Genomic DNA, 26,084 nt, shown 5'->3' on the forward strand with positions numbered 1-26,084 from the left:
AATGGCATCGCTCGATATCTTCAATGACGACGCGTTCAGCGTCACCGGCCTGACCACGGCCATCAACATGCCCCAAGAAGGGCAGCAGCAAGCCACTCGCCTGGATTCGCTCTTCGAAGAAGAGGGCGTCACCAGCACGTCCGTGTACATCGAGCGCGAGCACGACACGCTGACGCTGGTGCCGGCCAAGGACCGCAACGCTCCTGCCGACCCGACCTCGGGTGATCGCCGCGACATGATCCCGTTCAGCACCATCCACCTGCCCACCCGCGCCACCATCATGGCCGACGAGGTTCAAGGTGTGCGTGCGTTCGGCACAGAATCCGAGCTGGAAACCATTCAGGCTCGCGTTCAGAAGCGTCTGGACAAGATGCGCCGCCGTCTGGACGCAACGATCCGCTACCAGCGTGTCGGCGCTGTCACCGGTAAGGTGTACGACGCGGACGGCCAACGTGTGCTGCTCGACCTACACAAAGCCTTCGGCATCCAGGAAAACACCGTCGACCTGAAGCTGAGCGTTTCCGAGCAGAAATTGCTTCTGGCGATCAACGATGCCAAGCGCAAGTCCGAAGACGTAGTTGGCGGCAGCGGCATCATCACTGGTTGGCTGGGCCTGGCAGGTCGCGGCTTCTTCGATTCCCTGGTCACCCACCCGGTGGTGGAAAAGGCCTACGATCGTTGGAACGATGGTCAATTCCTGCGTGAAGGCGGCTGGAACGCGTTCCGCTACGGCGGTGTGGACTGGGAAGAGTTCTACGGCAAGGTCGGCGATGTCACCTACGTCGATCCGAACGTTGCCTACCTGATCCCGCTGGGCATCGACGGCATGTTCCTGACCAAGTTCGCTCCGGCGAACTACATCGAGACGGTCAACACCGAAGGCCTGCCGTACTACGCCAGCCAAGAGCTGCTGCGTCACAACAAGGGCGTTGACCTCGAGGCGCAGAGCAACCCGCTCAGCCTGGTGACCATGCCGCGCGCCATCATCAAGCTGACCAAGTCGTAATGGCTTCCGAGTTCGATCGGCTGATGGCCGAGGCGGACGCGGAGCTGTTCGAGACTTTCGGGGAGAGTTGCCTGGCGCAGTACATCGCGCCCGGTAACGCGCCGGTACCGGTAACTGTCGTCCTGCAACGAAACGTCGGGGCGAACGATGGCGCCGGCTTCATTGCGGTTGAGCTGGCTGCGGACATACGGGTTTGCGAGGTTCGCGACCCGGCTCTCCGCAGCACGCTGATCATTGGGAAAGACCGCTACCTGCTCGACGAGCACCTGGGTACGGACGGCCTCGTAAACCGCTACTCGCTGATGCCTGTGAGGTGACCATGAACATTCTCACCGAAGGGCGTAAGGCGCTTGTGGCGCGTCTCGAAACCATCACCCAGGCGAACGGCTACCGCACTAACGCTGGCCACACGGTGAAAAGTGGCTGGCTGAACGAGGTGCTGAAGGAAGACCAGACGCCTTTCCCGTGCATCGTCGTCCAGCCGGCACGCGGTACCACTCCAGGGCGCGGCCCGAACGCGCTGATGCTCGGCAAGGGCTTCAGCGTGACAGGCGCCGTCAGTGTTGGCGTGGAGTACGAAGTGGCTCTCGAAGACCTCGAACTCGACATCCTCAAATGCCTCATCCCTGAAGTGGGCCGCTTTCCCAAGTGGCTACCTTTGGGCATCACCAATATCCAGATCGGCGCACCCGACGCATTCCCTCCAGGCGAGGGCGTTGCCGCGGCCGCCATTCTTATTCCGGTGCACCTCAGCACCATCGTGGAAGGAGTTAGATCATGACTACCAAAGCCACCGAAACCACCGCCAAGGATGAAGCCAAGTCCGAGGTAAAGAAGGCGCCGCGCACTGAAGTGAAGCTGGCCAAGCCTCATCGCCACGAAGGCCAAGATCTGGCTGTCGGGTCCACCATCAAGGTCACTGCTCGCCAGCGTAAGTGGCTGCAAGAGCTCGAAGTGATCGAGCAGGAGAGCAAGTAATGGCCAAGAAAGTCGAAACCGTCATCCTTGGCGGTCTTCTGAAGATGCGCCCGGCCGGTACGGGTTACCCGTTCCGGGACGTCGGCCTGGTCTCCACTGTTCAGCAGTCGACCGAGACCAACGACATCACGCTGCCGAACACCCGCACCCCGGAAGGCGGCAACTACGACAAGCTGACGCGCATCAACGCGATGAACCTGTCGATCAACTTCCGCGAGTTCGACGCCGAGAACATCGCCGCTAACCTGTGGGCGACGGTCACCGACGTGCCGAGTGCTGCCGTTACTGGCGAAAAGCACATCGCCGAGGTCGGCAAGACCTGCGTTCTGGACCGCATGCCCACGAGCATCACGTCCGTCACCGGCGCTGGTGGTACGACCGAGTTCGAAGAAGACGAAGACTTCCGCATGACCGGCTCAGGCATTGAAGTGCTGGTCGGCAGCGCGCTCGCCCAAGCCATCGAAGCGGCTACAGGTAACTATGAGGTCGAGATCGACTACATGGGTGCCAGCTTTGACGAAATTGAGGCCCTGACCGACTCCGGTCAAGAGTGGGAGATCCTGCTCGAAGGCCAGAACGGCGCCGGTACCAAGCAGCGCATCAACCCGCGTTTCTGGCGCTGCAAGTTCGCGCCGGCCGAGACGCTGGACTGGATCGGTACTGACGACTTCATGGGCATGACTGTTGCGGCGGAAGTGCTGGCCGACCCGACTCGCGGTACAGGCAAGTCGGCGTACATGAAGGTGCAGAAGGAGAAGGCTGGGGCGTAGAAATACGCCGCTGGTCTGAGGTGGCCCGGCTACAGGCTGGGTCTCCTATATGGCGCTCTGCTACATTCCGCCCTTTTCAGGGAGCTGTGACATGGCGCTGATGAAATGCAAGGAATGCGGACACCTTGTTTCGACTACTGCAAAGGCCTGCCCAAATTGCGGGGCCAAGCCTTCAAAGCCTTCTGGTGGAAGCTTCTTAATCACCTGTGTGGGCCTCGCAGTATTCCTAGTCGTTATCGTCAAGGCCTGCTCTTCGAACTCGGAACCTGCGCATACAGCAGCGCCCTACAAGGCGCCCATCGAGGCTGGCGCTATCCCGTCGCGGATTGGCTGCGACGAAGGGTGCGACAAGCTCAACAAATTCGAGCAGTGGCAGCCCTATCTTTCGAAGGTGGCTGAGCTCCATCGTGAGCAACGGAAATGCAAAAAAGTTGTTTATGTAAGCGTCGATCACGAGAGCAACCCTTCCGATCCTGAATTTTTTGTGATGTGCGAGAACGAGAAAGGCCAGTCCTACAACACTTTTTACACGCGATCGCAGGTGGAAAGCTCTCAAGTCGCTTCGAGTGAAGACGTGAGCAGGTCGACCGCGTTCGCTAAATGCGATGCAGAGCTCCCAGCGTATTTCCCGAATTACTCTAAAGATACGCCTACCAGTAGGGGCTTTTATGTGGCGCCGAATGGTGTTGCTCGCGTGACTTACGATCTGGTGATCTCAGGTAGGAACCGCAAGGCTAACTGCCTAGTTGGCCATGATTTTCTTGAGTTCACTGTCGTCCAATAACCGGAATCTTAATGAAACCCGCTTCGGCGGGTTTTTTATTGGCCAGGAGAAATGAAGTGAGCGACCTTGCTGTGAAGGCTGTCGTGACTGTCGGCGAAGGCAGCGGACGCCGGGACATAGTTGTAACCGAGCTAACCCCTGCGCTTATGCGGCAAGTGTTGATGAACAATCCATGGCCTGGCGATCAGCCAGACGACGAAGCCGTAGCCCGGTATCAAGTGGACGTTTGGCTCTTCGACGATTGCCGACTATCTGACCTTGCCGTGTTCACAAACCTGACCATCTTCGATCTCGAGGCTTTGCCGCCAAGCCAGTTGAGAAAAGTCCTCTCAAAAGCGAAAGAGATCAACCCGGATTTTTTCAGCGCTCTGGATCGCATGAAGTCAGCGCAGCCCAAGCACTGAGCGACTTGGAGCGATGCCTCTCTCTTTTGGGGCGGCATGGGCACCCCAACGCAATTAACTACCCCTGGCGCCTGTTTCTGCGCTGCCTCAAGGAATAATCAAGATGGCTGATGTCGAGCTACGCATTGTTGCGGACATGGATAACGCTCTTAAGGGCGTTTCCGGTTTCCGTAAGGAGTACCAGGACCTAGTCCGCGCGATAGCGAAGCCAATCCGCCAGATTGATGCCTTTCAGCAGCTTCAGCAGGATGCGAAAAAATCCGCCGCTGAGTTCTTCTCAGCCCGCAGGTCTGTGGATGCGCTGAAAGAAGCGATGAAGCAGGCAGGGCAAGATGTAAAGGGTATGGACCGTCAGCTCGTTGCGGCTGAACGCTCGCTGGCGAAGGCTACGCTTGAATTCGACCGTCAGAAGACGAAGGTCCGCGAACAGCGCGCCGAGCTTCGCGCTGCTGGCGTGGATGTTCGAAATTTGGCCGGCGAGCAAAAGCGGCTGCAGGAATCCCTCGCAGGTGCGCTCGGGAAGGGGCGAGCTGATAGGTCCATCGCGCAGGCCATGGATACATTTGGCGTCACGCAGTTGCGGAATCTTCGCACGCAGCTCGTAGCGCTGCAGGCCGACTACAAGCGGCTCGGACAATCCGGACAAATGTCGGCGACAGAGCGTGCGGCGGCAGAGATTCGGTATCAGGCTAAGCTCGCGGAAACAAAGCGTGCCATCAATGAGATGACCAATGGAACCGCTGTCGGCGGCGGTGAAGGCATCGCAGGAGTTACTGCGCGCCTCGCGGCTATCACCGGCGTTGCATACGCTGTTCAGCGGACGGCAGGCGCGTACTTCAATATCGCGGATGCGGTGAACACCCTGGAAGACCGCATGAAGAATGCTCTTCCAGTGCACGAGGAGTACGAGCGCGCCCAAGAGCGGCTGGAGCGGATATCTAAAAGTGTGCGTACTCCAATTCAGCAGACATCCGAGCTATTCTTAGGGGTTGTCGGTCCCCTTAAGGAGATGGGGTATTCCACGAAGACAGCTACCGACCTAGTAGGCGCGCTGTCCGCTGGCCTCGTCGCAAACAGTGTCAAAGGTCAGCAAGCAGCCTCGGTTATTGATCAGTTCAATAAGGGCCTGCAAACAGGCGTGATCCGCGGGGATGCCTTCAATGCAATCCTGCAAAATTCACAGGCTCTCACCGGTGCACTGCAACGAGGGCTTGGAGTAACAAGGGCCGAACTGATTCGCATGGCAAATGCCGGCGAGCTCACAACAGAACGTGTAGTGACCGCGTTCACTGGGCAGGCTGAGGCACTGCTGAAGCTTACTGACGCAATGCGCAATACCACTGAGGATGGTAGGACGACGCTTAGCGATTCGATATCCAGGGTAGTTAAGTCAATCGACGATCTTCTGGGCGTGTCTGACGAGGCAGTGAAAGAGCTGGACCGCATCTCAGACGCACTGGACCAAGCCGCGAAAGGCGACGGAAAAGCGATATTCGATACGGCATCTGTACTTGATCCGTACTCAAAACTGCGGCCAGCCGCTATTACGGACTTTTATAGAAACCTGTTCAGCAGCGCGGTCGATGCCAACGAAAAGATCGTTGAGTCCGAGAAGAAGGCTGCTGTGGAGATCGAGGCAGCGAACGAGCGAAAGCTGGCAGCGCAACGCGCCTACGCTACCCAGTTCAACTCAATCCAGGAAGGGCTGAAAAACTCGTTCGAAACGGCACTTCGAGACCAGATAGCGGCACAGACAAAAGCCAATTCGAAGCTCGAAGCGGCTAAAAAGGCGCAGCTTGATACTGAGAAACGTTACAACGATGCCCTTGAGAAGCTACGAGTTGGCGCCACAGGGCCGGCAAGTTTTGGTAATGCTCAGCGGCTCCAATACGCTGCTAACCAGGCGCTTCAAAGCGGTGACGTAGAGCGAGCCAAGAAGAACGCGCAGGACGCGCTCAAAATGCTGTTGGATCTGGCGGAGGCTGGTGAAAACACATACGGATTCGAGGGCTTCATTAAGAGCCTCCAGGCTATCGAACAGGAAGCAGATAAGGTCGCTGTCGATAAAGCAGAAAAGGCACGACAGGTCGAGATCGACAAGGTCAGGGAGTTCAAGAAAGAGTTCGAAGAGCTAAAGAACTTCAAAATCACGCCTTCGATTGACGACGACGCGTTGGCCAAGGAAACGGCCAAGATGCAGCGTTGGGCAAAGATGATCGGTAAAGACCTGATCATTGAGCCTCGCTCTGCTGATGCTTCGGTCAGTCGTCCTTCGCCGCTTGCTTTGCCGAAGGACGGTCAGTCTGCGGTGCCGGTGGCAATCAAACCAGTGGCGGTCGACCAGCCAGCAACGGCACCGAAGCCAGTAGTTGAGGCCGAGATAAAGCCTTCGACGACGTATCGAAAGGATGGGCCTAATAGCTTCACGAACTTGCCTGATCGCTCGGCGGCACAAGTCGCCGGGATCCGCCAGGACGGGTCGAATGGCTTCACGAACCTACCTCCGGTAAAGGTTGATATCCAGCCGGCTGGCATTCGGCAGGATGGAGAAAACAGCTTCACAAACCTTCCACCGGTGCCGGTCGACATCGCTCCGAAAGGCATCAGCCAGGAGGGGGACAAAGCCCTAGCTGACCTGCCTCCGGTCGATGTCGGGCTCGAACTGGATAAGGAATCTGCGGCTCAGACGTCTCAGGCAATTGAGGCTATCGCGCAAGAGTTCAAACGGTGGTTGACGGTGCCGGTAACCCTCGCAGGCACGGCTGGCGCAATAGCGGCCAGATCAGCCGGCGCTGACGGCTTCGCCACCGGTGGCTGGACCGGTCCCGGATCGAAATACCAGCCGGCCGGCATTGTTCACGCGGATGAGCACGTCCAGCCGAAGCGAGTCGTCAACGAGCCCGGCGCGCTGCCTTTCCTCGAGCGCGTCCGCCGTAATGGCTTCCAGAACACGATGAGCATGCTTCAGCAGCGCATCGCTTCTGGAATGCGGGGTTACGCCGAGGGCGGGCTGGTCGGCGCCAGGATGGTGCCGGCTATTCCGCAGATGGATCCGTCCCTCCTGGGGACAGGCGCGTCCTCCAATGAAGATTGGGGAACGATGGTCTTTGATTTGGGCGGCTACACGCATCCAATCAAGATGCCCCGAAGCGTTGCTGAGGAAATGCGGATCGCCAAGTTGAAGCGCGGGCGGACCCACACCCGCTAGAAGCCAAACTTATTGCAGGCGATCCCTGCATTGCAGTGTGTTAAATCGGAGTCTCAATGTCCCAACCCATGATCATGCTCGGCGGTGTGCCGATCGTGCTGCACGCTGGCGCGCCCGAAATGGCGTCGCAGCCACTTGAAGGTGCAACTGTAGTCCGCATGAGCAATGGCGCAGGCGTGAAGATGACGCACTGGGCAGGGAAGGCTGCAGGCTCCATCAGCGGTACGGGCTGGATGCCACCGGGCCTGGATGGTCTGGATTTCAGCCGAGCGCTCGAGCTGTACTGCACCAAGCAGGAAAGCGTCACCACAACGGTGACGACGGTGGTCCTCGGCAGCACGCCGCGGCCAGACGTAGACCCTTGGGCGCTGGCGTTGGTACGCGGCCAGTGGATCGGAACGGCATGCAGCTACGCAGAAGGCGCGGTGACCATCACGCCGGTACCGGGCGCGGTGCTCTATTCCGTCGCTTGGCTGCCCGTTTACTGGGTTTTTGCCACGAAGCCGCGCTCTACACTTTCGGCCGGTAGTGCAGCACACGGCTGGACCCTGGACTGGGAAGAAGTCTGATGCTCATCAATGGATACCCACTTGGCAGCGTACCGCTGGCCGGGCTTGGTGGCTCATCGTCTTCCGATCCGACGCCGGTGGCGCCGAATGCCGCTTTTCAGTGGAGGCCGGTGGTCACCGTAGGCGGCGTAGATTGGACGGCCCGTATTACCGGCACGGTCGAAATCGATAGAGAGGAGGGCAATGCCGGTATCGCTTCATTCGAGATCTGCATGCCGCCCGGGCCTGTCACGCCGACAGATTGGAAAGGGCGCGCGGTGACAGTCGACTTTGTTAGCCAAGATCAGGACGGCGAGCGCGTCCAGCGGCTATATACGGGCCGCATCGCTGACCCTTCGTGGGAGCGCACCGCGCGCACGCTCAGCTGCACATGCAGCGACAGCCTGCAGCAGAGGGTGGAGGCGCTGACGATCGCTGAGATCGACGCCCTGACGCCCTCGGCCCATTGGTCGCCGGACGTGTTCCAGCCTGTCGAAGGGCGGTCCCGCTGGGACTACATGAACGAACGCCTCGGTACGCTCACGGCCAGCCTGGACAGTGACGTCTACGGCGGCATGAGGGTGACAAGCTGGTTCGCGAAAGGATCGGCGGACTTCGTGTTCGGGCTTGGTTCGACGGTGCACGCATCACTCGACGTGCAGCTGAGCGATATCGGCGCCGAGACGAACGTTGTCGAGATCGATAGCGACTACCGGTTTTCACGCCTCCGGCAGCACAACGAGCGCTACTACTGGCAGCATCCCAATACCTTCGGGGTGGGTGGCGAGCAGGGGTTCTGTAACTGGATCTCCGAACGCGACGGTACCGAGCTGCCCGATATCCAGATGGTGAAGGATGCGGTGGCTGACACCGGGCAAACGCTGCTGAGCGCTGCCTCCTGGTATCGCCAGCTGCCGACCGGTGTGTATTGCGGCGGCGAGGTGCCTTGGTCGAACGACTACCTCGATTTGCTCCTGGGTGCCTCCTTCAGCGGCGGCCGGCGTTGGGTGCAGACTGTCACTGAGCAGTACCGGCTTCGCGTCGTTGCGGAAACGAGCGTAGCGGCAGTGGGTGAAGTGGTGTCCCGCCAGAGCGCGAACGTCGAGATTGAGAACGAGCGCGCGGAAGAGTGGGGGTCGAAGCCTTTTGGTATCGACACGCAAGGAATACCCAAGCAGTCGAACGGCAATGGCATCCCTGTCATTGATGGCTGGCCAGGCAACAAGCCGGACGACGGCAAGACCGGTCACGAGGATCTGCGCGACGAAGAGCGGCGGCAGGCTCTGCTACGAACTCTGCTGGCTGAAGGCTACTCGCAGGTCATATCCGCCCATCGTGGTACCGCCCTTAGTTGGCAGGTTCCAACAGGCTGGATCGGTGAATTGGATCTGGTCCATACGATCGAGCTGAATGACCAAGATGTTCACGCCAAAGGCAAATGCGTTCGGCTGCAGCACGCACTGGACATGGCATCCGGCAGCGCGCTGTCGACAGTGACCATGGCTGTCATGCGTGGCGGTGGCAGCGTCACTGATCCACTGGTCCCTCCGCCGTACCACGACGAGCCACAGCCTGAACCCGAGCCGGAAAGCCCGATTGCCACCAGCCTGCCTACACAGCTGGGTGGCAAGATCTCCAGCCCTGCGTACAAGGAGGACCTGCCCGGGTTCTCGGGCAACTACAGCGTGCCGGAGATCACCGATGCGGAGTTCCCGCGCCGGTTCGACCTGGACTCCCGCGAGATCCCAGCCGAGCAGACCGACGAACAGCAGATCGAGATTGCCCGGACCTACCGGGTCGCCATCCCCAATGACTTGCTTGAGATGACGTAATGAGCAGAGGAAGCGAAATGCAGGCCGAGCGCCGTGCTATCGGTCAGCGCAATGAGGCTGAGCGGCGCGCTGGTGGGAGGGCGATGGAGGAACGGCGCCGCGGTACGAAGGCTGTCGATGACCTCAACAGTCTGGTCGAGCCGCCGCGGCGGACGACAACCCTCAGTCCGGTGGCACCCGTAGGCGGATTCCCGACTTCGAGAGGTCGGGGCGTATGGAATGAGTCGCGCGCTCCGAGGGGTGGCGGCAACATCGCCAGCCCCCTGAAGGAAGTCACCAAGGATGAAAACGGCACGCAGGTGCCAGACCGTGAGCACTGGCCGAACATGATCATGACCAGCTCTGATGGGCTCTTCGTCTTCGAGGTCAAGCCGATCAAGACCTGGAAGTTCAAGGATGCCAATGGCGACGCCGTACAGCTTCAGATCGCCCAACCCAAGAAGGACGAAGCGTGATCGATCTTCCATCTACCACGGATGAAACGGTGGCGCTGGGCTGGCCCTGGCATGGAAGAATTGTCACGCGCCCGCGTGAAGAGGCCATTGTAGAGCTGCCCAACGGAAAGACCGTGCCAGTGGGTTTCGACGCCAGCCGAAACACATACCTGTTCGACATCGGCTACCCCGACATTCCATCCGAAACGATAGAGGCGGCCGGTGGGAAATGGTGGGGCCGGGCAATTCTCCGGGGCGGCCCGCTTAACTTGAATTACGCAGAGCATGTTTCGTATTACGGCGCCGGCGTGAAGCTGGCGAATACCACGAACGACTGGTTGCCAGGTGTGCCCCTTGTTTTCGATCCGGTAACAGAAGGTGGGCGACGGCGTATCGTCTTTGTGTCAGCGGCCTTCATGGGGCAATCCGAACTCGAGTTGACACTGAACTACCAGGGCGCTGTAGACCGAAAAGTCCGCATACCCATCACGCTAGATCAGCTTGGCAATGGCGCTGGACAGCCGGAGTGCGTTACTCGACAGCAATCCGCTGGACGCTATGAGAGTTACGGCCAAGTAAATGACCAATTTCTGCCAAATCCCGATTTGGAGATAGCGGACTTTCGGGCGAACAAGCTGCTTGTCGTCATAGCCGCAACCGCGCATGTCCGCGCGCCCAACGTGCCATATCCAATGGCCTACGAAAGCAGTTCCCCAAAACCTGCAACGGTCATCGGTTTATTGGAGATCGTGCTGCAGCCGGGCGTGCTGGACACAACGATTGATCCCAGGCCGCACGTCCAGCTTCGACTCATCGAAGATAGGGCCAGCGCGCTGGGAAACCCGGTTTACGAGACGCACGACGAGACCGGCCCCCAGTTCCGGGACTACCTCGCCAAATGGACACAGCAGCGGGGGTTGCTTAATGCTTGGTATGCCCCGGACGGTACTGTTCGAACGGCCCGATTTGATCGGATCCAGTCATCGGTGCAGGAACGGTGGCCGGCATCCTCGGAAGGCCCGGCCGGGCAGCGGGACATCATTGAGACCACGATGCGGATTCGGACCGACAGCGGTACGGTCATAGACGAGATGGTCATGCGCGATACGCGGGAACGTTTTGATCACGGCGCTAACACGATTCAACTCATACGCACCGTGGAAGTAACAGGGGAAGACCCTGATATCGCCGATTCTGGGCGCGTGACGGCTACGTTCGAGTACTTTGACCCGGCCCCAATTTTTCAGCCAGGCTTCCATGCCGACAGCATTGTCGCGTACATCTCAAGGGTGAGCGGCAGGAACATCATCCGAGAGCAGGATATCCGCATGCTCTGGCTGCTGCGCTGCAGCAATACGCTGTCTTGCCTCGGCTACACCCGTGAGCCGTTCGCGTACGCAGACGGCCAAGACACCATGCCTGTGAAGATCCGGAGGGGGCCGCTCATCTCGCCGAAGGGATCGGTTATGGAAGTGGACACCCGAACGTTATTGCACAGCCGCAGCGCAAATCCCGACTACGAATACTCCCGCAGTTTCTGGTGGTTCAGCGGGCTGCGGTACGCAAGCTACAACCCCGTCACAGGCGAGATTGCCCGTAACGACGAAACGGCCTCCTATAGCTGGGTCTGAGGACAAAACATGAACTTCGTCAACAACTGGCGCCGGGATATCACCCTGGCAGCCGGAGCGGTTTCGGCTGCGCTGGATTTGCCGAATGGCACCTATCGATTGACCCTGGCTGATGCAGTGCCGCCAACGCGTTTCGAGATCATCGAGGCGGTCGTTGCCAATGGTAACGCCTCCCTGACCCGCGGAATGGAAGGCACGACAGATCAGAACTGGCCGGCTGGTAGCCAGGTATTCGCATCGGTTACGGCAGGGATTCTACAGGCACTTTCGCAGGCTGGCGCAGGCGGCGGTGCCGCCCCCATCGTATCGGAAGACGCTCCAAATCAGCCCCCGGAAGCGATTGGGCAGCTCTATCTCAGGCAGCCGTTTGAAGCGCCACGGATCGTTTACGTTGCGTCTGGAACGACGTCCCCGGAGGATTGGGTCCTGGTCAGCGGGCAAGAGCGCGCCGACACATTCGGGTATAGCAGTACGTTCGAGGTTGAGCGATACCGTCGCAACTTCGTAGTAAACATCCCGGGCGCAACCAGCGATGAGCCCACCACGCTGCTATTGCCGCCATGGACAGCTACCCCGTCTGGGTGGTCGTGCAAAGTAAGACAGCCGATGTCTCTTACGCTTGATTTCAGCTCAATGGGCCCATCAGTTGGAGCGGATATAACCGATCACCAGACTGGTTCCTCAGCGAGTGTCCGCGGTGCAGCACTCGCGCTATCCACGACGCAGCCTGTCGAAATCGTCATCGATATGCTCGCTATATATGAGGATGCCCCGCCGAACGTCTATGTAGCGATGGAAATAAAGCCGTACATACCGACTACGTTCGACTACGTGCTGGAGGGTGTATGACGCCTTCCCGACTGGATTTCCCAATTACACCCGGCGCCACCAACCGAAAGCCGCTCTGGCTGATGCAGCCTGACTACGACTATCGACCCATCGCCGAGATCCGTCAGACCGCACCCCTAACCCTCACCGTACCCGAGCATGGTCTGCCTGGCATGTGGCCGGTCTGGATCGACGGTACATCCTCAAGCCAACTGAACCGATCGCCCGCGCGCGAGCCGTTCCGTATGGCGAAGGTCATCGATGCGGACACGATCGAATTCAATGACATCAACGGCGCGGCGCTCAAGGCCAACGGTGGGCAGCTGATCTACCAGAAGCCCGTAGATCTGACCGGCTGTACCGGGCGGCTACTCATCGCCGGTTCGGATGGCTCGACGCTCGAACTCACGACTGACAACGGCGGCCTGGTCATGGAAGGGCTTGGCCAGATGCTCATCGTGGTCACGGCAGAGCAAAGCGGGGCGCTGACCTTCGAGCGCGGCACGTATGACCTCGACCTGACCATGAGCAATGGGGACGTGATCCGCTGGCTGCAGGGTGATGTCACGACCCGGCCGGAGGGATGCCATGCCTGCTGACGTCATTGTCGCCGGCCAGCCGTTCGTGCTGGTCGTCGAGCCTCGCGCGGCGCCCGCTGTAGTGGTGGCTGCTGGCAACCAAGGCCCGCCCGGTCCTGCCGGGCAAGGTCTCGCCGAAATCAGTCCCGATCAGGACAACCAAATCGAAGAGCGGCCCACCGGCCTCTACGTCGCCCCGCATCGCTGGGCCCTAAATCAGTGGTAATCAGGAGGCCGTAATGGCTCATGTCAAGTTCTACAAAGTCACTTCTCTGCCCGCAACGCTCGAGCCGGACGCGCTCTATTTCGTTGCAAACGGCGCCTATGCCGAAACCTACGTCACGGACGGATCGGGTGCGGCAAAGGGCGTCGGCAACACGCCGATGATCAACTCGCTGATCGATGCGGCTTTAGCGAACTGGGGCGGGGCTGCCAGCACCGTATCTATCGTGGCAGACATTGCCGCGCGCGATGCGCTGATTGCCACGCTCGAGTCGAACACGATGATTCTGGTGATCGACGCATCGGCCGACCCGACCGTAGGCGAAGGCTCAGCCCTCTACGCGTACGCGGCGGACACCGACACCATCTACAAGGTGGCCGAATACGAGTCCATGGACGTGATTGTCCAGTGGAATGAGATCGAGGGCCGTCCAACATCGACACCGGCGCAGATCGACAATGCCGTAGCTCAGGCCCACAGCCACGCCAACAAGGCCGTGTTGGACCAGTTGAGCGACGTGAACAACGAACTGCACTACCGCGGCGTCCGCGTCGGCGGCGGCGCCGAATGGAACACGACGAACTGGTGATCAGATGGCCCAGGTGAAGTTTCACAAGTACGTCGCCGCGCTGCCGGCGCAGCTTGAGCCGAACGCCGTTTACTACGTCCGAGCGGGTGCGGGTTTTGACGCATACGTCACGAACGCTGCGGGTACGGTAGTCGCCTATCCAGCCAACAAAGGCTCGGCGTCGGACGTTGGCGCGGAACCTGCAATTTCTTCTGGCTCGACCGATCAATATTGGCGTGGCGATAAGACTTGGCAGAGCCTAGCGGCGGCCGTTCGCGCGACCGTCCTAACCGGGGTTTCGACGGCTACAGCGGCTGTCATTACGGCGACCGACACGGTGCTCGTAGCGCTTGGAAAGCTCCAAGCGCAGCTCGGCAACAAGGTCGACAAGGAAACGGGCAAAGGCCTGTCCACCAACGACTACACCTCGGCGGAGAAAAACAAGCTGGGGGGTATTGCTGCGGGCGCTACGGCGAACAGCTCGGATGTCTACCTGCTCAGCCGTGCGAACCATACTGGCACTCAGGCTATCAGCACGGTCAGCGGGTTGCAGACCGCTTTGGACAGCAAAGCAGCGACCACCGCTGTTCTCCTGAAGGCTGGCGATACCGCCACTGGCACTATCAATTTCACACAAGGCATCAACCTGTCTGGCTCGTTCACGGACGCAGCTGGCGGGCTGTACTACGACGCGGCAAACGCCAGATTGCGCGCCAAGCTAGGAGATAGGTGGGGGACGGTAGTTACCACTGCTGGTGACATCGAAGCACCGATTGTTTCTGCAGCACTGAACTCGATCATCATGAAAGGCGGTGGCGGCAAAGGCATCATCCATCGTGTAGATAGCAGCAACTATTACTTCTTGGTGTCGGACACCAACGACGGCACGTTTAACAGTTTGCGCCCTTTGTTCATGAACCTGACTACAGGTTTGATTTACATGCGCCAAGGGCTGGATGTGTCTGGCGGCGTGAAGTCCGACACCTTCACGGGTAACGGCGCAGGCCTCACAGGAGTTAAAGCCGATTCCCTGACTACCCCCCGAACGATCAACGAGGTGTCCTTCGACGGTACGGCCAACATCACATTGCCAGGCGCTAACCTTGGTATTGGGGCGCGTAGCACCACGTCCGTGGAAGTGACGTCGAGCACTGGGACCAACACCAATCTCCCCGCTGCTACGGCGTCGCTTGCTGGTCTGATGACGTCTGCGGACAAGACGAAGCTCGATGGCGTTCAGGCCGGCGCCCAAGCCAACGTCGCGACGAACCTAAGCATCGGTACTCGAACAACAACTAGCTTGGAGGTGGTGTCGAGTACAGGCAGCAACGCGTCCTTACCAGCGGCCTCCACGACGCAGGCTGGGGTGATGGCCTCAGCAGACAAGTCCAAGCTGGATGGGGTCCAGGCGGGCGCACAAGCAAACGTTGCTACCAACCTGTCAGTTGGGACGCGCTCGGCGACTACCTTGGAAGTCGTATCGAGCACCGGAAGCAATGCGACCCTGCCGTCCGCGTCCGGCACACAGGCAGGGCTGATGGCAGCCGCGGACAAATCCACGCTGGACCGGGTGTCCGCGGCGGTCGATGCCCCATACACGCCTACCGAAGGCATAGGGGTAAGCAGGGCGCTGGGCCTGGGTGACTCTGGGAAGTTCCTGTGGAACTCAAGCACAGCCAACCTTGTGGTGACGGTGCCAACCAACGCTACCGCCGCATTCCCTGTGGGCGCTGAAGTACACCTTCGCGCCCGGGCAGGCAGGTACATCCAGATAGCAATCGCCTCACCGACCGTCACGACCGTGGAGCTGCCCACCGGCGGTACGTACTTCGTGGACGACCGAATGACAGTAACCCTCAAGAAAATCGCAGCCGATTACTGGGTTCTGATTGGCCAGACCCGACCAGCATAAGGAGACCTCTATGGCACTCGAAGAACGGACCCGCCCATACCAGACGGTCATCAATCACGATCCTGTCAGTGGCGTTTATGTGACCCACAGCGACATCTATGAGGTTCTGAAGGACGGCGTCGTGATCACCCAAAGCGTCAGCCAGCCGAAAGTGCTTGATGGTGGTGACGAGGCGCTAGGCGAAGTACTCAACAAGCTCCTCGGCGACACTGCGACGGAAATCCTGCTCCAGGCCAAAGCGTCGGCTGTAGAGCTGGACGCTGCGCTGCAAGCACGAGCTCAAGCGGAACTGGAGAGAGACGAGACGGAGAAACGGCTTAGTAATCGCGCGAGCCAGCTTGAACAGAACCTACAGGCTATGGAACTGCGGGCGAAGACAGCGGAAGAGAAGCTAGCAGCTATTTCCCGGACAATCTCCGAGCAGGACGCGCTACGCTCGGCTAGCGCGGTCGCCGAGTGATACCGAGCATATCTGGGTGGTCACGTGCGCAGTCGCCCACGTCCACGCCAGTGGCCACACCCGGCGCGCCGCGCAACCTTCAACCAAATGGATTCGGCTACGGGCCGCCTAGCGCGTATTACGACCTCGTATGGCAACCGCCTGCTACCGGTAGTGCGCCTACTGCATACCTCGTTTTCATGCGTGTGAACAACGGAGGGTACAGCCTATACGGCGAGACTGCCGCAACTTCAATGCGCGTGAGCGGAGTTTCGTTTGGCAATACCACGTATTTCTACGTGACGGCCAAGAATAGCGCGGGGGAAGGGCCTGCATCCAATGTTCTGCAGATGGAACCGTTCTAGCAGCTGACCATACATTCAGCCCGGCCAAGTGCCGGGCTTTTTATTGCCTGGAGAAAAGCATGGCAGTCATCAAAGAGCACCCGAACGTGGTCGCCTTCCTCGACATGCTCGCGGTGTCAGAGGGCACCGTGCGCTATGGAGATCAGGACGGGTACAACGTCCTGTTCGGCGGCGAGACGTTCAGCAGCTACGCGGACCACCCGCGTCGCAAGATCACTAAAACCATGAAAGGTAAGCCCATTACCTCCACGGCGGCCGGGCGGTACCAGTTCCTTGAGCGGACATGGGACGCGATCGTGAAGGCATACGGATTCAAGGGTCGGTTCATTCCCGAAGCCCAGGACTTGGCGGCGATCAAGCTGATCAAGGAGCGCCGCGCATACGAAGACGTAGTGGCCGGACGTTTTGATGAGGCGGTCATGAAGTGCCGGAACATCTGGGCGTCCTTGCCTGGCGCCGGGTATGGGCAGCCTGAGCACCGCCTTGAGACCTTGGTGGCCGCTTACAAGCTGGCCGGGGGTAAGTTCGCATGACCTGGCTTCGCGCCACTCCGCTGTGGGCGTGGCCGCTCGTGGGTGGCCTGTTGGTGGGTGGTGCTATCGCAGCAGGCATTCAAGGCCTGCGCTGGGACGCTGATGTATCGAAGATTCGGGAGGAGTGGAGCAAGGAGCGTGAGGATTTGGAGAGGCGCGCACGTACCGCAGAAGCCGAGCAGCGGGCAATAGAGCGTGACCGTCAGAGCGCAGTCGACGAGGCAGCAAGGAATGGAAAGGAACAGACAGATAGGGCGGTGGCTGATGCCAATAGCCTTCGCGATGAGCGTGACAGCTTGCAGCAGCAATTCGAGGCCGCCGAGCGTCGTAGTCGCGCCTGCGGCAATTCCCTCACTGCCGCCTACAGCCAGGCAGCCGATCGCGCCGCCCGAGTGCGTGCCGACGTGTTCGGCCGGTGCACAGCGGCTGTTGCGCTCTATGCGGGAATCTCTGATGAGCGTGGAATAGCGGGCAATGTCTGCACCGCCTCATACGATTCACTAGAAGGAGGTAGCCGATGACGATCCAGACGAAAGACGCGTTTATCGAACTGGCCGGGCGCTTGTGGGATGAGGCGTTCCCTCAACAGCCTGAACAGCCGAAGCCGGCCGAGGGTGCCAAGCCCGTGGCAAGCCTCAGCATTGGCGGCAGCACCGACGGGGAGTGGGTGAAGGGCTTCAGCAAAGACCGCAACATGATTGCGTTCGCCGCCACGGCCGACAACAAGAAGCACCTGATCGTGGGCCGAACGATGAAGTTTGCCAGCGGCGAGACCCGCAAGATCACCGGCAACGGCACGTCTATGGGTAAGGTCTGGCTGGAGTACGACGGGACTAAGCTTGCGCCGGTAGACGGCCCTGTCGAGATCTACGAGGGGCAGAGCGTCCCAAAGCTTGAGGGGGTGTCGGAATCGATCGTTGCGCCGGCGCCCCAGGCCAAAGGCCGGATTCTGCTGAACATCGGGCTAGGGTCGGGTGGAGATTGGATTCTGCCTGGCAAGGACGGCACCGAATACCGGCTACCCACTCGTCGAGACTGGGAAGGCGCGGCGAAGCATGGCTTCAAGTCCACCCGTCTGGGGTTCTTATGGGAGCGGATGACGGGCGGCGGTGCCCCGGGGCGGGGGCAGGTCAATGGGTATTTCGTCGATCGGTTGCTGAAGTCGCTCGAGATCGGCCGCGAGGTCGGTATGGACGTGTCAGCGCTCGACATGCACAACTATGCCGGGTACAGCACGACGGATACGTCGAAGGACCGGAAAAAGATCGGCACAAGCGCGGTACCGATCCACGCTCTGGGCGATGACTGGGCTGCCTTTCTCACCGAGCTGATGAAGAACGACGTCGCGCGGACGATGATTACCGGCATCGATGTGATGAATGAGCCGGTCGGCATCAAATGGGACGTCTGGAAACAGGCCCTGCAACACGCCGTAACGAAGATCGCCGGCGTCGTGCCTGACCTACCGATCCACCTCGAGGGGATCAACTACTCGTCGACGATCGACTGGGTGAAGAACAACCCGACGATGCATGAGATCGTGCATCCGAGGGGTAAAGACTTCCTGATCCCGCACGGCCACCTGTATCTCGACGAACGAGCGTCAGGCTTCTGGGAGACTGCGAAGGACAAGGCCGACGACTTCCAGCCAGATGACGGGATCAAGTCCCTACAGTCGTTCTATAACTGGTGCGTTCAGAATGGGTATAAAAGGAGGGCGATCGGGGAGACGTGGGTGCCTGGTGGGTTCCCGCGCAGCCAGAAGAGCCTGGACAACATGCTGGGCTGGTGTATCGACCACGGCGTAGACGTTTACCTGTGGTACTGGTCGGAAGGCGCCAATGGAAGCATCCAGGACATGCAGTCCGCAAAGAACCGCTCGACACTCGATATCGCGCTCAAGCACCTGAAGGTGTCGCCGTAACCCTCACCCTCTGAGTTCACGCTCAGTCCTGTCTATCTCCATCTTCAACCTCAGCGCGTGCATCTGTACGACGGTGTCGCCTTTCTGTGGGCGGCATTTGTCGAGCTCGCGTTTGAGGTTACGCAGGCGGCGGTAGAGCAGGGTGCGGTTGTGGTCGCATATTTGGTCCATGGCATGCCCCTCTGTGGGGTTGCCAATGAGACAGCGAGACGGGAAATAGGTGCTGTGCGCACCTGTAGCAGGAATGTGTCACACAGTAGATTACACTGTGACATAGAGCGGTATTTCGTGAACACGTTACACAGTGGCGGGCGGCGTAACCTGTTGATATTGAAGGGTTCTAGCTTGGCGCGTAGGATTTAGGTTCCAGCGCCGCGAGGCGTAAGAGTTCGAGTCTCTTCATCCGCACCATATACCTTGACGCACCGACTTAGGTGCGTCGTAGGTATCTCTCCTCGATTTACTCCCGTATTCCTTTTTTTCGAACCCCCGATGTGTGCTCTCAGGCGCGAAATTCGTGGCATTGCGCGCTAGTCAGGCAGGTGACTTCTGGTCTCCGTGCAACTAGAATGCATGCCCTTGAATTGGGGCCGGATAGCCGGCTTATGTCTGTGCAACGAGGATTATCCATGCAAGTTTCTGTTGAAAGCACCTCTGCTCTTGAGCGCAGGATGACGATTGGCGTCCCTGCCGAGCGCATCGAGACCGAAGTCGACAAGCGTCTGCAGCAGACAGCCCGCCGCGCCAAGATCCCTGGCTTCCGTCCCGGCAAGGTGCCGATGAGCGTCATCCGTCAGCGCTACGAGGCTGCTGCGCGTCAGGAAGCGCTGGGTGACATCATCCAGGCCACGTTCTATGAAGCCGTGGTCGAACAGAAACTGAATCCAGCCGGTGCGCCTGCGGTCGAGCCAAAAGTGTTCGAAAAAGGCAAGGATCTCGAGTACACCGCTACGTTCGAAGTATTTCCCGAATTCAGCGTTTCTGGGCTTGAGGACATTGCGATCGAACGTCTGAGCGCAGACGTGGCCGATAGCGACGTTGACAACATGCTGGAGATCCTGCGTAAGCAGAACACCCGTTTCGAGAAGGCTGATCGTGCCGCTCAGGATGGCGATCAGCTGAACATCGATTTCGTCGGCAAGATCGACGGTGAAGCTTTTTCGGGCGGTTCTGCCCAGGGCACTTCGCTGGTGCTGGGCTCCGGCCGCATGATTCCAGGTTTCGAAGAGGCTCTGATTGGCGCGCAAGCGGGTGAAGAGCGTGTGATCAACCCGACGTTCCCCGAGGACTATCAAAACCTGGATCTGGCCGGCAAGACCGCTGAGTTTACTGTCAAGGTCAACGAAGTTGCAGAGCCCAAGCTGCCAGAGCTGAACGATGATTTCTTCAAGCTGTTCGGCGTGACCGAGGGTGGCGAGGAAGGCTTCCGTGCTGAAGTGCGCAAGAACATGGAGCGCGAGCTGCGCCAGGCAATCAAGGCCAAGGTGAAGAACCAAGTCATGGATGGTCTGTTGAGCGCCAACCCGATCGAAGCACCGAAAGCGCTGATCGACAACGAGGTCAACCGACTGCGCGTTCAGGCAGTTCAGCAGTTTGGTGGCAACATCAAGCCGGACCAGCTGCCCGCTGACCTTTTCACCGAGCAAGCCAAGCGCCGCGTTGTCCTTGGCCTGATCGTGGCTGAGGTAGTCAAGCAGTTTGAATTGAAGCCGGACGATGCACGTGTTCGCGAACTGATCGAAGAGATGGCGTCCGCCTATCAAGAGCCTGAGCAGGTCGTCTCCTGGTATTACAAGAATGACGAGCAGCTCAACGAAGTGCGCTCGGTTGTGCTTGAAGAACAAGTTGTGGATACTGTTCTGGAGAAGGCCAAGGTTACCGACAAGTCGGTCTCCTACGAAGAAGCGGTCAAACCGGCGGAGGCTCCTGCCGCAGCCGCTTAAGCTTCACCCCTCTAGCACGACCATGAGCCAGCCTTAGCGCTGGCTCATGCGTTTCAGATCGATCATTCCAAGGAGCGACCGCAGGACATGTCCCGCAATCCGTTTATGCAAATGCCTGATATCGAAGCAGCTGGCGGCCTCGTGCCGATGGTCATCGAGCAGTCGGCTCGTGGCGAACGCGCGTATGACATCTATTCACGTCTGCTCAAGGAGCGTGTGATTTTCCTGGTGGGGCAGGTCGAGGACTACATGGCCAACCTGGTCGTGGCCCAGTTGCTGTTCCTTGAAGCAGAGAATCCGGACAAGGACATCCACCTGTACATCAACTCGCCGGGCGGCTCAGTCACGGCAGGGATGTCGATCTATGACACCATGCAGTTCATCAAGCCTGACGTCTCCACGATCTGTATCGGGCAGGCTTGCAGCATGGGCGCCTTGCTTCTTGCGGGCGGCGCAGCGAAAAAGCGCTATTGCCTTCCTCATTCGCGGATGATGATTCACCAGCCGCTTGGTGGGTTCCAAGGCCAGGCGTCTGATATAGAAATCCACGCACGTGAGATACTGACGATCCGCGAACGTCTCAACAAGATCCTGGCCGACCACACAGGCCAGCCGATCGACGTGATCGCGCGCGATACCGATCGCGACAACTTCATGAGCGGCGAGGAGGCCGTAAAATACGGTCTCGTGGATCAGGTACTGAGCCAGCGTCAGCTTGCAGTTTGACTGTAAGCGCATACCCGTGACGTGTCGTTACGGGTATGCCGACGCAACGTATCGCCTCGTTGGCAGTCTATCTACACGAGGCGCGTGATCACCTCGCGACATTCAAAACCTGCGATATGCGGCAAACCCGTGGGGTTGAAAATACCCGCGATTGCCTTCATCTTGTGTTTCAAGCCTACCGTATTGGATTGATCGATGACTGATACCCGTAACGGCGAGGACAACGGCAAACTGCTTTATTGCTCCTTCTGCGGCAAGAGCCAGCACGAAGTACGCAAATTGATTGCCGGGCCCTCGGTCTTCATCTGTGACGAATGCGTCGACCTGTGTAACGACATCATCCGCGAGGAGGTGCAGGAAGCACAGGCGGAGAGCAATGCGCACAAACTGCCGGCCCCCAAGGAAATCAGCGGCATTCTCGATCAGTACGTCATTGGTCAGGAGCGCGCAAAGAAGGTGCTCGCCGTAGCGGTGTACAACCACTACAAGCGCCTCAATCAGCGCGAAAAGAAAGACGATGTCGAGCTCGGCAAAAGCAACATTCTGCTGATTGGGCCGACCGGCTCGGGCAAGACACTGCTGGCGGAAACGCTTGCGCGCTTGCTTAATGTTCCGTTTACAATCGCTGATGCGACCACGCTAACCGAGGCTGGTTATGTTGGCGAGGATGTCGAGAACATCATCCAGAAGCTGTTGCAGAAGTGCGACTACGACGTGGACAAGGCCCAGATGGGTATCGTCTACATTGATGAGATCGACAAGATCTCACGTAAGTCCGACAACCCATCGATTACTCGTGACGTATCTGGCGAGGGTGTGCAGCAGGCGCTGCTCAAGCTTATTGAAGGAACGGTAGCTTCTGTGCCGCCCCAGGGTGGTCGTAAGCATCCGCAGCAGGAATTCCTGCAGGTCGATACGCGGAACATCCTCTTCATCTGCGGCGGCGCGTTCGCCGGTCTGGAGAAGGTGATCCAGAATCGTTCTACCCGCGGCGGTATCGGTTTCAATGCCGAAGTACGCAGCAAGGAACTTGGCAAGAGGGTCGGTGAGGCGCTGCGGGAAGTGGAGCCGGACGACCTGGTGAAGTTCGGTCTTATCCCAGAATTCGTCGGTCGCCTGCCTGTCATTGCGACTCTCGATGAGCTTGACGAGGCTGCGCTTATGCAGATCCTTACCGAGCCTAAGAATGCATTGACGAAGCAGTACGCCAAGCTTTTCGAAATGGAAGGCGTGGACCTTGAGTTCCGTGCTGATGCATTGAAGGCTGTGGCGAATAAAGCACTCGAGCGCAAGACAGGGGCTCGTGGACTACGATCGATCCTGGAGGGCATCCTCCTTGACACCATGTACGACATTCCTTCGCAGAACGATGTCAGCAAGGTGGTGATCGACGAAAGCGTTATCGAGGGCACCTCCAAGCCGCTGCTCATTTACGAGAGCAGTGAGCCTGCCAAGGCAGCGCCTGACGCATGATCAAAGGGGCCTAACGGCCCCTTTGTATTTCCCGTGCTTGTATTTTGCTCGATGCGCCCGCATCTTGGGTGAATACACTTTTCCGATCACGACCCTGTGGGTCGCAGTAGAGTCGAAACCATGAAGACAACCATCGAACTGCCGCTCCTTCCCCTGCGCGATGTCGTCGTTTATCCGCACATGGTGATTCCGTTGTTCGTTGGGCGTGAGAAGTCCATCGAGGCACTGGAAGCCGCGATGAGCGGCGACAAGCAGATTCTTCTGCTCGCCCAGCGCAATCCCGCTGACGACGACCCCGGCGAAGACGCCCTTTACCGCATGGGTACGATCGCGACAGTGCTGCAACTCCTAAAGCTGCCGGATGGCACCGTCAAGGTGCTTGTGGAGGGTGAGCAGCGTGGTGCGATGGAGCGATTTTTCGAGGCTGATGGACATTGCCGTGCCGAGGTTTCCGTCATTGACGAAACTGAAGCAGACGAGCGCGAGAGCGAAGTGTTCACGCGCAGCCTGATGAGCCAGTTCGAGCAATATGTCCAACTGGGTAAGAAGATTCCGTCAGAAGTGTTGTCGTCGCTGAACAGTATCGACGAGCCGGGCCGCTTGGTTGATACGATGGCGGCGCACATGGCGCTCAAGATCGACCAGAAGCAGAGCATCCTGGAGATCACGGAACTTAGCGAGCGAGTCGAGCATGTGCTCGCCTTGCTGGACGCCGAGATCGACCTGTTGCAGGTAGAAAAGCGTATTCGCGGCCGTGTCAAAAAGCAGATGGAGCGCAGCCAGCGCGAGTACTATCTGAATGAGCAGATGAAGGCCATTCAGAAGGAGCTGGGTGACATAGACGAGGGCCATAACGAAGTCGAAGAGCTCAAGAAGCGAATCGAGAACGCAGGGCTGTCCAAGGAAGCGCACGCCAAGGCAACAGCGGAACTGAACAAACTGAAGCAAATGTCACCGATGTCAGCTGAGGCGACAGTCGTGCGGACATACATCGATTGGCTTGTGAATGTGCCGTGGAAGGCTGAGAGCAAGGTTCGTCTCGATCTGTCCAGGGCCGAAGACATTCTCGACGCCGATCATTATGGGCTTGAGGAGGTCAAGGACCGCATACTCGAGTACCTTGCTGTCCAGAAGCGCGTTAAGAAGCTGAAAGGCCCTGTGCTTTGTCTCGTTGGGCCTCCGGGTGTCGGCAAAACCTCACTTGCGGAATCCATCGCCAGCGCAACGAATCGCAAGTTCGTCCGTATGGCCCTGGGCGGCGTGCGTGACGAGGCTGAAATCCGAGGCCATCGTCGCACCTACATCGGGTCCATGCCTGGCCGTCTGATCCAAAAGCTTACCAAGGTAGGTACTCGCAATCCGCTGTTCCTCCTTGATGAGATCGACAAGATGGCGAGTGATATGCGAGGGGACCCTGCGTCCGCCTTGCTGGAAGTGCTTGATCCTGAGCAAAACCATAATTTCAACGACCACTACCTCGAGGTGGACTTCGACCTGTCGGACGTGATGTTCATCTGCACCGCGAACTCGATGAATATTCCTGCGCCGCTTATGGACCGCATGGAGATCATCCGTCTCCCTGGCTACACCGAAGACGAAAAGGTCAATATCGCTACTCGGTACCTGGCACCGAAGCAAACCGCTGCGAACGGATTGAAGAAAGGTGAGCTGGAGTTCGAAGAGTCCGCCATACGGGACATGATTCGGTACTACACTCGGGAAGCAGGTGTGCGGAGCTTGGAACGTCAAGTCGCCAAAGTCTGCCGCAAGGCAGTCAAGGAGCACGCCAAGCAGAAGCGTTTCCAGGTGACCGTCACAGCTGAAAACCTCGAGCACTACCTGGGCGTACGGAAATTCCGTTATGGACTAGCCGAACAGCAGGACCAGATCGGCCAGGTAACAGGCCTAGCCTGGACTCAGGTGGGTGGTGAGCTGCTCACTATCGAAACGGCAGTTGTTCCGGGCAAGGGGCAACTGATCAAGACCGGTTCGCTCGGCGATGTGATGGTCGAGTCCATGACGGCTGCGCAGACAGTGGTTCGCAGCCGAGCACACGCCCTCGGCATTGCACCGGACTTCCATGAGAAGCGTGACATCCACATCCATATGCCTGAGGGCGCTACGCCCAAGGATGGCCCGAGCGCAGGTATCGGTATGTGTACCGCGTTGGTCTCGGCGCTGACCCAGATACCGGTTCGTGCGGATGTGGCGATGACAGGTGAAATCACCTTGCGTGGACAAGTGCTCGCAATTGGTGGCTTAAAAGAGAAACTGCTGGCTGCTCACCGGGGCGGAATCAAAACAGTAGTTATTCCTGAAGAAAATGTGCGCGACCTCAAGGAAATACCTGAAAACATCAAGCAAGCGCTCACGATAAAACCTGTCAAATGGATTGACGAGGTCCTTCAAATTGCGCTGCAATACGCGCCGGAGCCCTTGCCCGATGCGGCTCCGGAGATAGTAGCGAAGGAAGATAAGCGCGAATCCGAATCCAAGGAGCGGATCAGCACGCATTAGCTGGGTGGCTTCCTTGACCCACTTTCGAGGCCTTGATATAAAGCGGCCCTCGTGTTCTAGAGCCAGCCAGCGGCCACTCTTGCTTGATATTTAGACACTAAGAAATAACTCAACGGAAATAAGGGGACTTAGAGTGAACAAGTCGGAATTGATCGATGCTATTGCCGCATCCGCTGACATCCCGAAAGCTGTTGCCGGCCGTGCGCTGGATGCAGTGATCGAGTCGGTTACTGGTGCACTGAAGGCGGGTGACTCCGTCGTATTGGTAGGTTTCGGTACTTTCGCCGTGAAAGAGCGCGCTGCGCGCACTGGCCGCAATCCGCAGACTGGCAAGCCGATCAGCATCGAAGCAGCCAAGATCCCAGGTTTCAAAGCGGGCAAGGCTCTGAAGGACGCTGTTAACTAAGCGTACCTCGGGCTGTTGCCTGATGGTGGGGCCATAGTCAGATTCGGCAGAGTC

At 58.8% G+C, this 26,084-nt stretch carries 27 protein-coding genes; 26 read left to right on the top strand and 1 reads right to left on the bottom strand.

Annotated elements, in window-relative coordinates; all coding sequences use genetic code 11:
• Position 1: 1 nt before the first annotated feature.
• From ACY8D3_RS08650 to ACY8D3_RS08750, 21 genes are all read left to right on the top strand, one after another.
• Positions 2–1,006, top strand: coding sequence for a major capsid protein (locus ACY8D3_RS08650; RefSeq protein ID WP_462383380.1), 1,005 nt, complete (start codon positions 2–4; stop codon positions 1,004–1,006).
• On the top strand, positions 1,006–1,323 hold the full coding sequence (locus ACY8D3_RS08655) for a hypothetical protein (RefSeq protein WP_462383382.1): 318 nt from the start codon (positions 1,006–1,008) through the stop codon (positions 1,321–1,323). Before ACY8D3_RS08650 ends, ACY8D3_RS08655 begins: the two co-directional genes overlap by 1 nt.
• Positions 1,324–1,325: 2 nt before the next feature.
• The gene (locus ACY8D3_RS08660) at positions 1,326–1,787 is read left to right on the top strand and encodes a hypothetical protein (protein ID WP_462383384.1); all 462 of its coding nucleotides are present in this window, start codon (positions 1,326–1,328) and stop codon (positions 1,785–1,787) included.
• The gene (locus tag ACY8D3_RS08665) at positions 1,784–1,984 is read left to right on the top strand and encodes a DUF7210 family protein (protein ID WP_462382300.1); all 201 of its coding nucleotides are present in this window, start codon (positions 1,784–1,786) and stop codon (positions 1,982–1,984) included. The genes ACY8D3_RS08660 and ACY8D3_RS08665 overlap by 4 nt, the downstream gene beginning before the upstream one ends.
• The gene (locus tag ACY8D3_RS08670; protein ID WP_462383386.1) at positions 1,984–2,754 is read left to right on the top strand and encodes a phage tail tube protein; all 771 of its coding nucleotides are present in this window, start codon (positions 1,984–1,986) and stop codon (positions 2,752–2,754) included. Before ACY8D3_RS08665 ends, ACY8D3_RS08670 begins: the two co-directional genes overlap by 1 nt.
• Before the next feature lie 91 nt (positions 2,755–2,845).
• Entirely contained in the window at positions 2,846–3,538 is a 693-nt protein-coding gene (locus tag ACY8D3_RS08675; RefSeq protein WP_462383388.1) for a hypothetical protein, read from the top strand.
• Between the two features lie 56 nt (positions 3,539–3,594).
• Entirely contained in the window at positions 3,595–3,942 is a 348-nt protein-coding gene (locus ACY8D3_RS08680) for a hypothetical protein (protein WP_462383390.1), read from the top strand.
• Between the two features lie 103 nt (positions 3,943–4,045).
• Positions 4,046–7,150: a tape measure protein gene (locus tag ACY8D3_RS08685; RefSeq protein ID WP_462383392.1), complete on the top strand. Its 3,105-nt coding sequence runs from the start codon at positions 4,046–4,048 to the stop codon at positions 7,148–7,150.
• A gap of 56 nt (positions 7,151–7,206) precedes the next feature.
• Positions 7,207–7,719, top strand: coding sequence for a hypothetical protein (locus tag ACY8D3_RS08690; protein ID WP_462383394.1), 513 nt, complete (start codon positions 7,207–7,209; stop codon positions 7,717–7,719).
• A complete protein-coding gene (locus ACY8D3_RS08695) occupies positions 7,719–9,530 on the top strand; it encodes a hypothetical protein (RefSeq protein ID WP_462383396.1) in 1,812 nt (603 codons plus the stop codon). Before ACY8D3_RS08690 ends, ACY8D3_RS08695 begins: the two co-directional genes overlap by 1 nt.
• A complete protein-coding gene (locus ACY8D3_RS08700) occupies positions 9,530–9,985 on the top strand; it encodes a hypothetical protein (protein WP_462383398.1) in 456 nt (151 codons plus the stop codon). Before ACY8D3_RS08695 ends, ACY8D3_RS08700 begins: the two co-directional genes overlap by 1 nt.
• On the top strand, positions 9,982–11,595 hold the full coding sequence (locus ACY8D3_RS08705; RefSeq protein WP_462383400.1) for a hypothetical protein: 1,614 nt from the start codon (positions 9,982–9,984) through the stop codon (positions 11,593–11,595). The genes ACY8D3_RS08700 and ACY8D3_RS08705 overlap by 4 nt, the downstream gene beginning before the upstream one ends.
• 9 nt (positions 11,596–11,604) lie before the next feature.
• Positions 11,605–12,444 carry a hypothetical protein gene (locus tag ACY8D3_RS08710; RefSeq protein ID WP_462383402.1) on the top strand — a complete coding sequence of 280 codons (840 nt, stop codon included), beginning with the start codon at positions 11,605–11,607 and terminating at the stop codon, positions 12,442–12,444.
• Positions 12,441–13,022 (top strand): hypothetical protein, encoded by a 582-nt coding sequence (locus ACY8D3_RS08715; RefSeq protein ID WP_462383404.1) that lies wholly within the window; start codon positions 12,441–12,443, stop codon positions 13,020–13,022. The genes ACY8D3_RS08710 and ACY8D3_RS08715 overlap by 4 nt, the downstream gene beginning before the upstream one ends.
• Positions 13,012–13,227 (top strand): hypothetical protein, encoded by a 216-nt coding sequence (locus ACY8D3_RS08720; RefSeq protein WP_462383406.1) that lies wholly within the window; start codon positions 13,012–13,014, stop codon positions 13,225–13,227. The genes ACY8D3_RS08715 and ACY8D3_RS08720 overlap by 11 nt, the downstream gene beginning before the upstream one ends.
• A 13-nt stretch (positions 13,228–13,240) precedes the next feature.
• Positions 13,241–13,813, top strand: coding sequence for a hypothetical protein (locus ACY8D3_RS08725; protein ID WP_462383407.1), 573 nt, complete (start codon positions 13,241–13,243; stop codon positions 13,811–13,813).
• A 4-nt stretch (positions 13,814–13,817) separates the two neighbouring features.
• Positions 13,818–15,704, top strand: a complete 1,887-nt coding sequence (locus ACY8D3_RS08730; protein WP_462383409.1) for a hypothetical protein — start codon at positions 13,818–13,820, stop codon at positions 15,702–15,704.
• Positions 15,705–15,714: 10 nt separating this feature from the next.
• The gene (locus ACY8D3_RS08735) at positions 15,715–16,164 is read left to right on the top strand and encodes a hypothetical protein (RefSeq protein WP_462383410.1); all 450 of its coding nucleotides are present in this window, start codon (positions 15,715–15,717) and stop codon (positions 16,162–16,164) included.
• Positions 16,165–16,567: 403 nt separating this feature from the next.
• Positions 16,568–17,041, top strand: coding sequence for a glycoside hydrolase family 24 protein (locus ACY8D3_RS08740; RefSeq protein WP_462383412.1), 474 nt, complete (start codon positions 16,568–16,570; stop codon positions 17,039–17,041).
• Positions 17,038–17,562, top strand: coding sequence for a DUF2514 family protein (locus tag ACY8D3_RS08745; RefSeq protein ID WP_462383414.1), 525 nt, complete (start codon positions 17,038–17,040; stop codon positions 17,560–17,562). Before ACY8D3_RS08740 ends, ACY8D3_RS08745 begins: the two co-directional genes overlap by 4 nt.
• The gene (locus ACY8D3_RS08750; protein ID WP_462383416.1) at positions 17,559–18,965 is read left to right on the top strand and encodes a glycoside hydrolase family 5 protein; all 1,407 of its coding nucleotides are present in this window, start codon (positions 17,559–17,561) and stop codon (positions 18,963–18,965) included. The genes ACY8D3_RS08745 and ACY8D3_RS08750 overlap by 4 nt, the downstream gene beginning before the upstream one ends.
• 3 nt (positions 18,966–18,968) lie before the next feature.
• Here ACY8D3_RS08750 and ACY8D3_RS08755 read toward each other — a convergent pair whose 3' ends face one another.
• Positions 18,969–19,136 carry a hypothetical protein gene (locus ACY8D3_RS08755; RefSeq protein ID WP_462383418.1) on the bottom strand — a complete coding sequence of 56 codons (168 nt, stop codon included), beginning with the start codon at positions 19,134–19,136 and terminating at the stop codon, positions 18,969–18,971.
• 458 nt (positions 19,137–19,594) lie between these two features.
• Between ACY8D3_RS08755 and tig the strand changes: the two genes are divergently transcribed.
• The 5 genes from tig (at position 19,595) to hupB (ending at position 26,030) form a co-directional block, all read left to right on the top strand.
• Positions 19,595–20,908, top strand: coding sequence for a trigger factor (gene tig / locus ACY8D3_RS08760; RefSeq protein ID WP_462383420.1), 1,314 nt, complete (start codon positions 19,595–19,597; stop codon positions 20,906–20,908).
• A gap of 87 nt (positions 20,909–20,995) precedes the next feature.
• Positions 20,996–21,634 carry an ATP-dependent Clp endopeptidase proteolytic subunit ClpP gene (gene clpP, locus ACY8D3_RS08765; RefSeq protein ID WP_462383422.1) on the top strand — a complete coding sequence of 213 codons (639 nt, stop codon included), beginning with the start codon at positions 20,996–20,998 and terminating at the stop codon, positions 21,632–21,634.
• Between the two features lie 195 nt (positions 21,635–21,829).
• The gene (clpX, locus tag ACY8D3_RS08770; protein WP_462383424.1) at positions 21,830–23,107 is read left to right on the top strand and encodes an ATP-dependent Clp protease ATP-binding subunit ClpX; all 1,278 of its coding nucleotides are present in this window, start codon (positions 21,830–21,832) and stop codon (positions 23,105–23,107) included.
• A 120-nt stretch (positions 23,108–23,227) separates the two neighbouring features.
• A complete protein-coding gene (gene lon, locus ACY8D3_RS08775) occupies positions 23,228–25,624 on the top strand; it encodes an endopeptidase La (protein ID WP_462383426.1) in 2,397 nt (798 codons plus the stop codon).
• 133 nt (positions 25,625–25,757) lie between these two features.
• The gene (hupB, locus tag ACY8D3_RS08780; protein ID WP_028237830.1) at positions 25,758–26,030 is read left to right on the top strand and encodes a nucleoid-associated protein HU-beta; all 273 of its coding nucleotides are present in this window, start codon (positions 25,758–25,760) and stop codon (positions 26,028–26,030) included.
• Positions 26,031–26,084 lie beyond the last annotated feature (54 nt).

Source organism: Pseudomonas sp. Marseille-QA0892, assembly GCF_054950135.1.

What these genes read in the sequence shown, in the direction of transcription:
- ACY8D3_RS08650 (WP_462383380.1), top strand. Translation starts at nt 2, where the DNA reads ATGGCATCGCTCGATATCTTCAATGACGACGCGTTCAGCGTCACCGGC.
- ACY8D3_RS08655 (WP_462383382.1), top strand. Translation starts at nt 1,006, where the DNA reads ATGGCTTCCGAGTTCGATCGGCTGATGGCCGAGGCGGACGCGGAGCTG.
- ACY8D3_RS08660 (WP_462383384.1), top strand. Translation starts at nt 1,326, where the DNA reads ATGAACATTCTCACCGAAGGGCGTAAGGCGCTTGTGGCGCGTCTCGAA.
- ACY8D3_RS08665 (WP_462382300.1), top strand. Translation starts at nt 1,784, where the DNA reads ATGACTACCAAAGCCACCGAAACCACCGCCAAGGATGAAGCCAAGTCC.
- ACY8D3_RS08670 (WP_462383386.1), top strand. Translation starts at nt 1,984, where the DNA reads ATGGCCAAGAAAGTCGAAACCGTCATCCTTGGCGGTCTTCTGAAGATG.
- ACY8D3_RS08675 (WP_462383388.1), top strand. Translation starts at nt 2,846, where the DNA reads ATGGCGCTGATGAAATGCAAGGAATGCGGACACCTTGTTTCGACTACT.
- ACY8D3_RS08685 (WP_462383392.1), top strand. Translation starts at nt 4,046, where the DNA reads ATGGCTGATGTCGAGCTACGCATTGTTGCGGACATGGATAACGCTCTT.
- ACY8D3_RS08690 (WP_462383394.1), top strand. Translation starts at nt 7,207, where the DNA reads ATGTCCCAACCCATGATCATGCTCGGCGGTGTGCCGATCGTGCTGCAC.
- ACY8D3_RS08695 (WP_462383396.1), top strand. Translation starts at nt 7,719, where the DNA reads ATGCTCATCAATGGATACCCACTTGGCAGCGTACCGCTGGCCGGGCTT.
- ACY8D3_RS08700 (WP_462383398.1), top strand. Translation starts at nt 9,530, where the DNA reads ATGAGCAGAGGAAGCGAAATGCAGGCCGAGCGCCGTGCTATCGGTCAG.
- ACY8D3_RS08710 (WP_462383402.1), top strand. Translation starts at nt 11,605, where the DNA reads ATGAACTTCGTCAACAACTGGCGCCGGGATATCACCCTGGCAGCCGGA.
- ACY8D3_RS08715 (WP_462383404.1), top strand. Translation starts at nt 12,441, where the DNA reads ATGACGCCTTCCCGACTGGATTTCCCAATTACACCCGGCGCCACCAAC.
- ACY8D3_RS08720 (WP_462383406.1), top strand. Translation starts at nt 13,012, where the DNA reads ATGCCTGCTGACGTCATTGTCGCCGGCCAGCCGTTCGTGCTGGTCGTC.
- ACY8D3_RS08725 (WP_462383407.1), top strand. Translation starts at nt 13,241, where the DNA reads ATGGCTCATGTCAAGTTCTACAAAGTCACTTCTCTGCCCGCAACGCTC.
- ACY8D3_RS08730 (WP_462383409.1), top strand. Translation starts at nt 13,818, where the DNA reads ATGGCCCAGGTGAAGTTTCACAAGTACGTCGCCGCGCTGCCGGCGCAG.
- ACY8D3_RS08735 (WP_462383410.1), top strand. Translation starts at nt 15,715, where the DNA reads ATGGCACTCGAAGAACGGACCCGCCCATACCAGACGGTCATCAATCAC.
- ACY8D3_RS08740 (WP_462383412.1), top strand. Translation starts at nt 16,568, where the DNA reads ATGGCAGTCATCAAAGAGCACCCGAACGTGGTCGCCTTCCTCGACATG.
- ACY8D3_RS08745 (WP_462383414.1), top strand. Translation starts at nt 17,038, where the DNA reads ATGACCTGGCTTCGCGCCACTCCGCTGTGGGCGTGGCCGCTCGTGGGT.
- ACY8D3_RS08750 (WP_462383416.1), top strand. Translation starts at nt 17,559, where the DNA reads ATGACGATCCAGACGAAAGACGCGTTTATCGAACTGGCCGGGCGCTTG.
- ACY8D3_RS08755 (WP_462383418.1), bottom strand. Translation starts at nt 19,136, where the DNA reads ATGGACCAAATATGCGACCACAACCGCACCCTGCTCTACCGCCGCCTG.
- tig (WP_462383420.1), top strand. Translation starts at nt 19,595, where the DNA reads ATGCAAGTTTCTGTTGAAAGCACCTCTGCTCTTGAGCGCAGGATGACG.
- clpP (WP_462383422.1), top strand. Translation starts at nt 20,996, where the DNA reads ATGTCCCGCAATCCGTTTATGCAAATGCCTGATATCGAAGCAGCTGGC.
- clpX (WP_462383424.1), top strand. Translation starts at nt 21,830, where the DNA reads ATGACTGATACCCGTAACGGCGAGGACAACGGCAAACTGCTTTATTGC.
- lon (WP_462383426.1), top strand. Translation starts at nt 23,228, where the DNA reads ATGAAGACAACCATCGAACTGCCGCTCCTTCCCCTGCGCGATGTCGTC.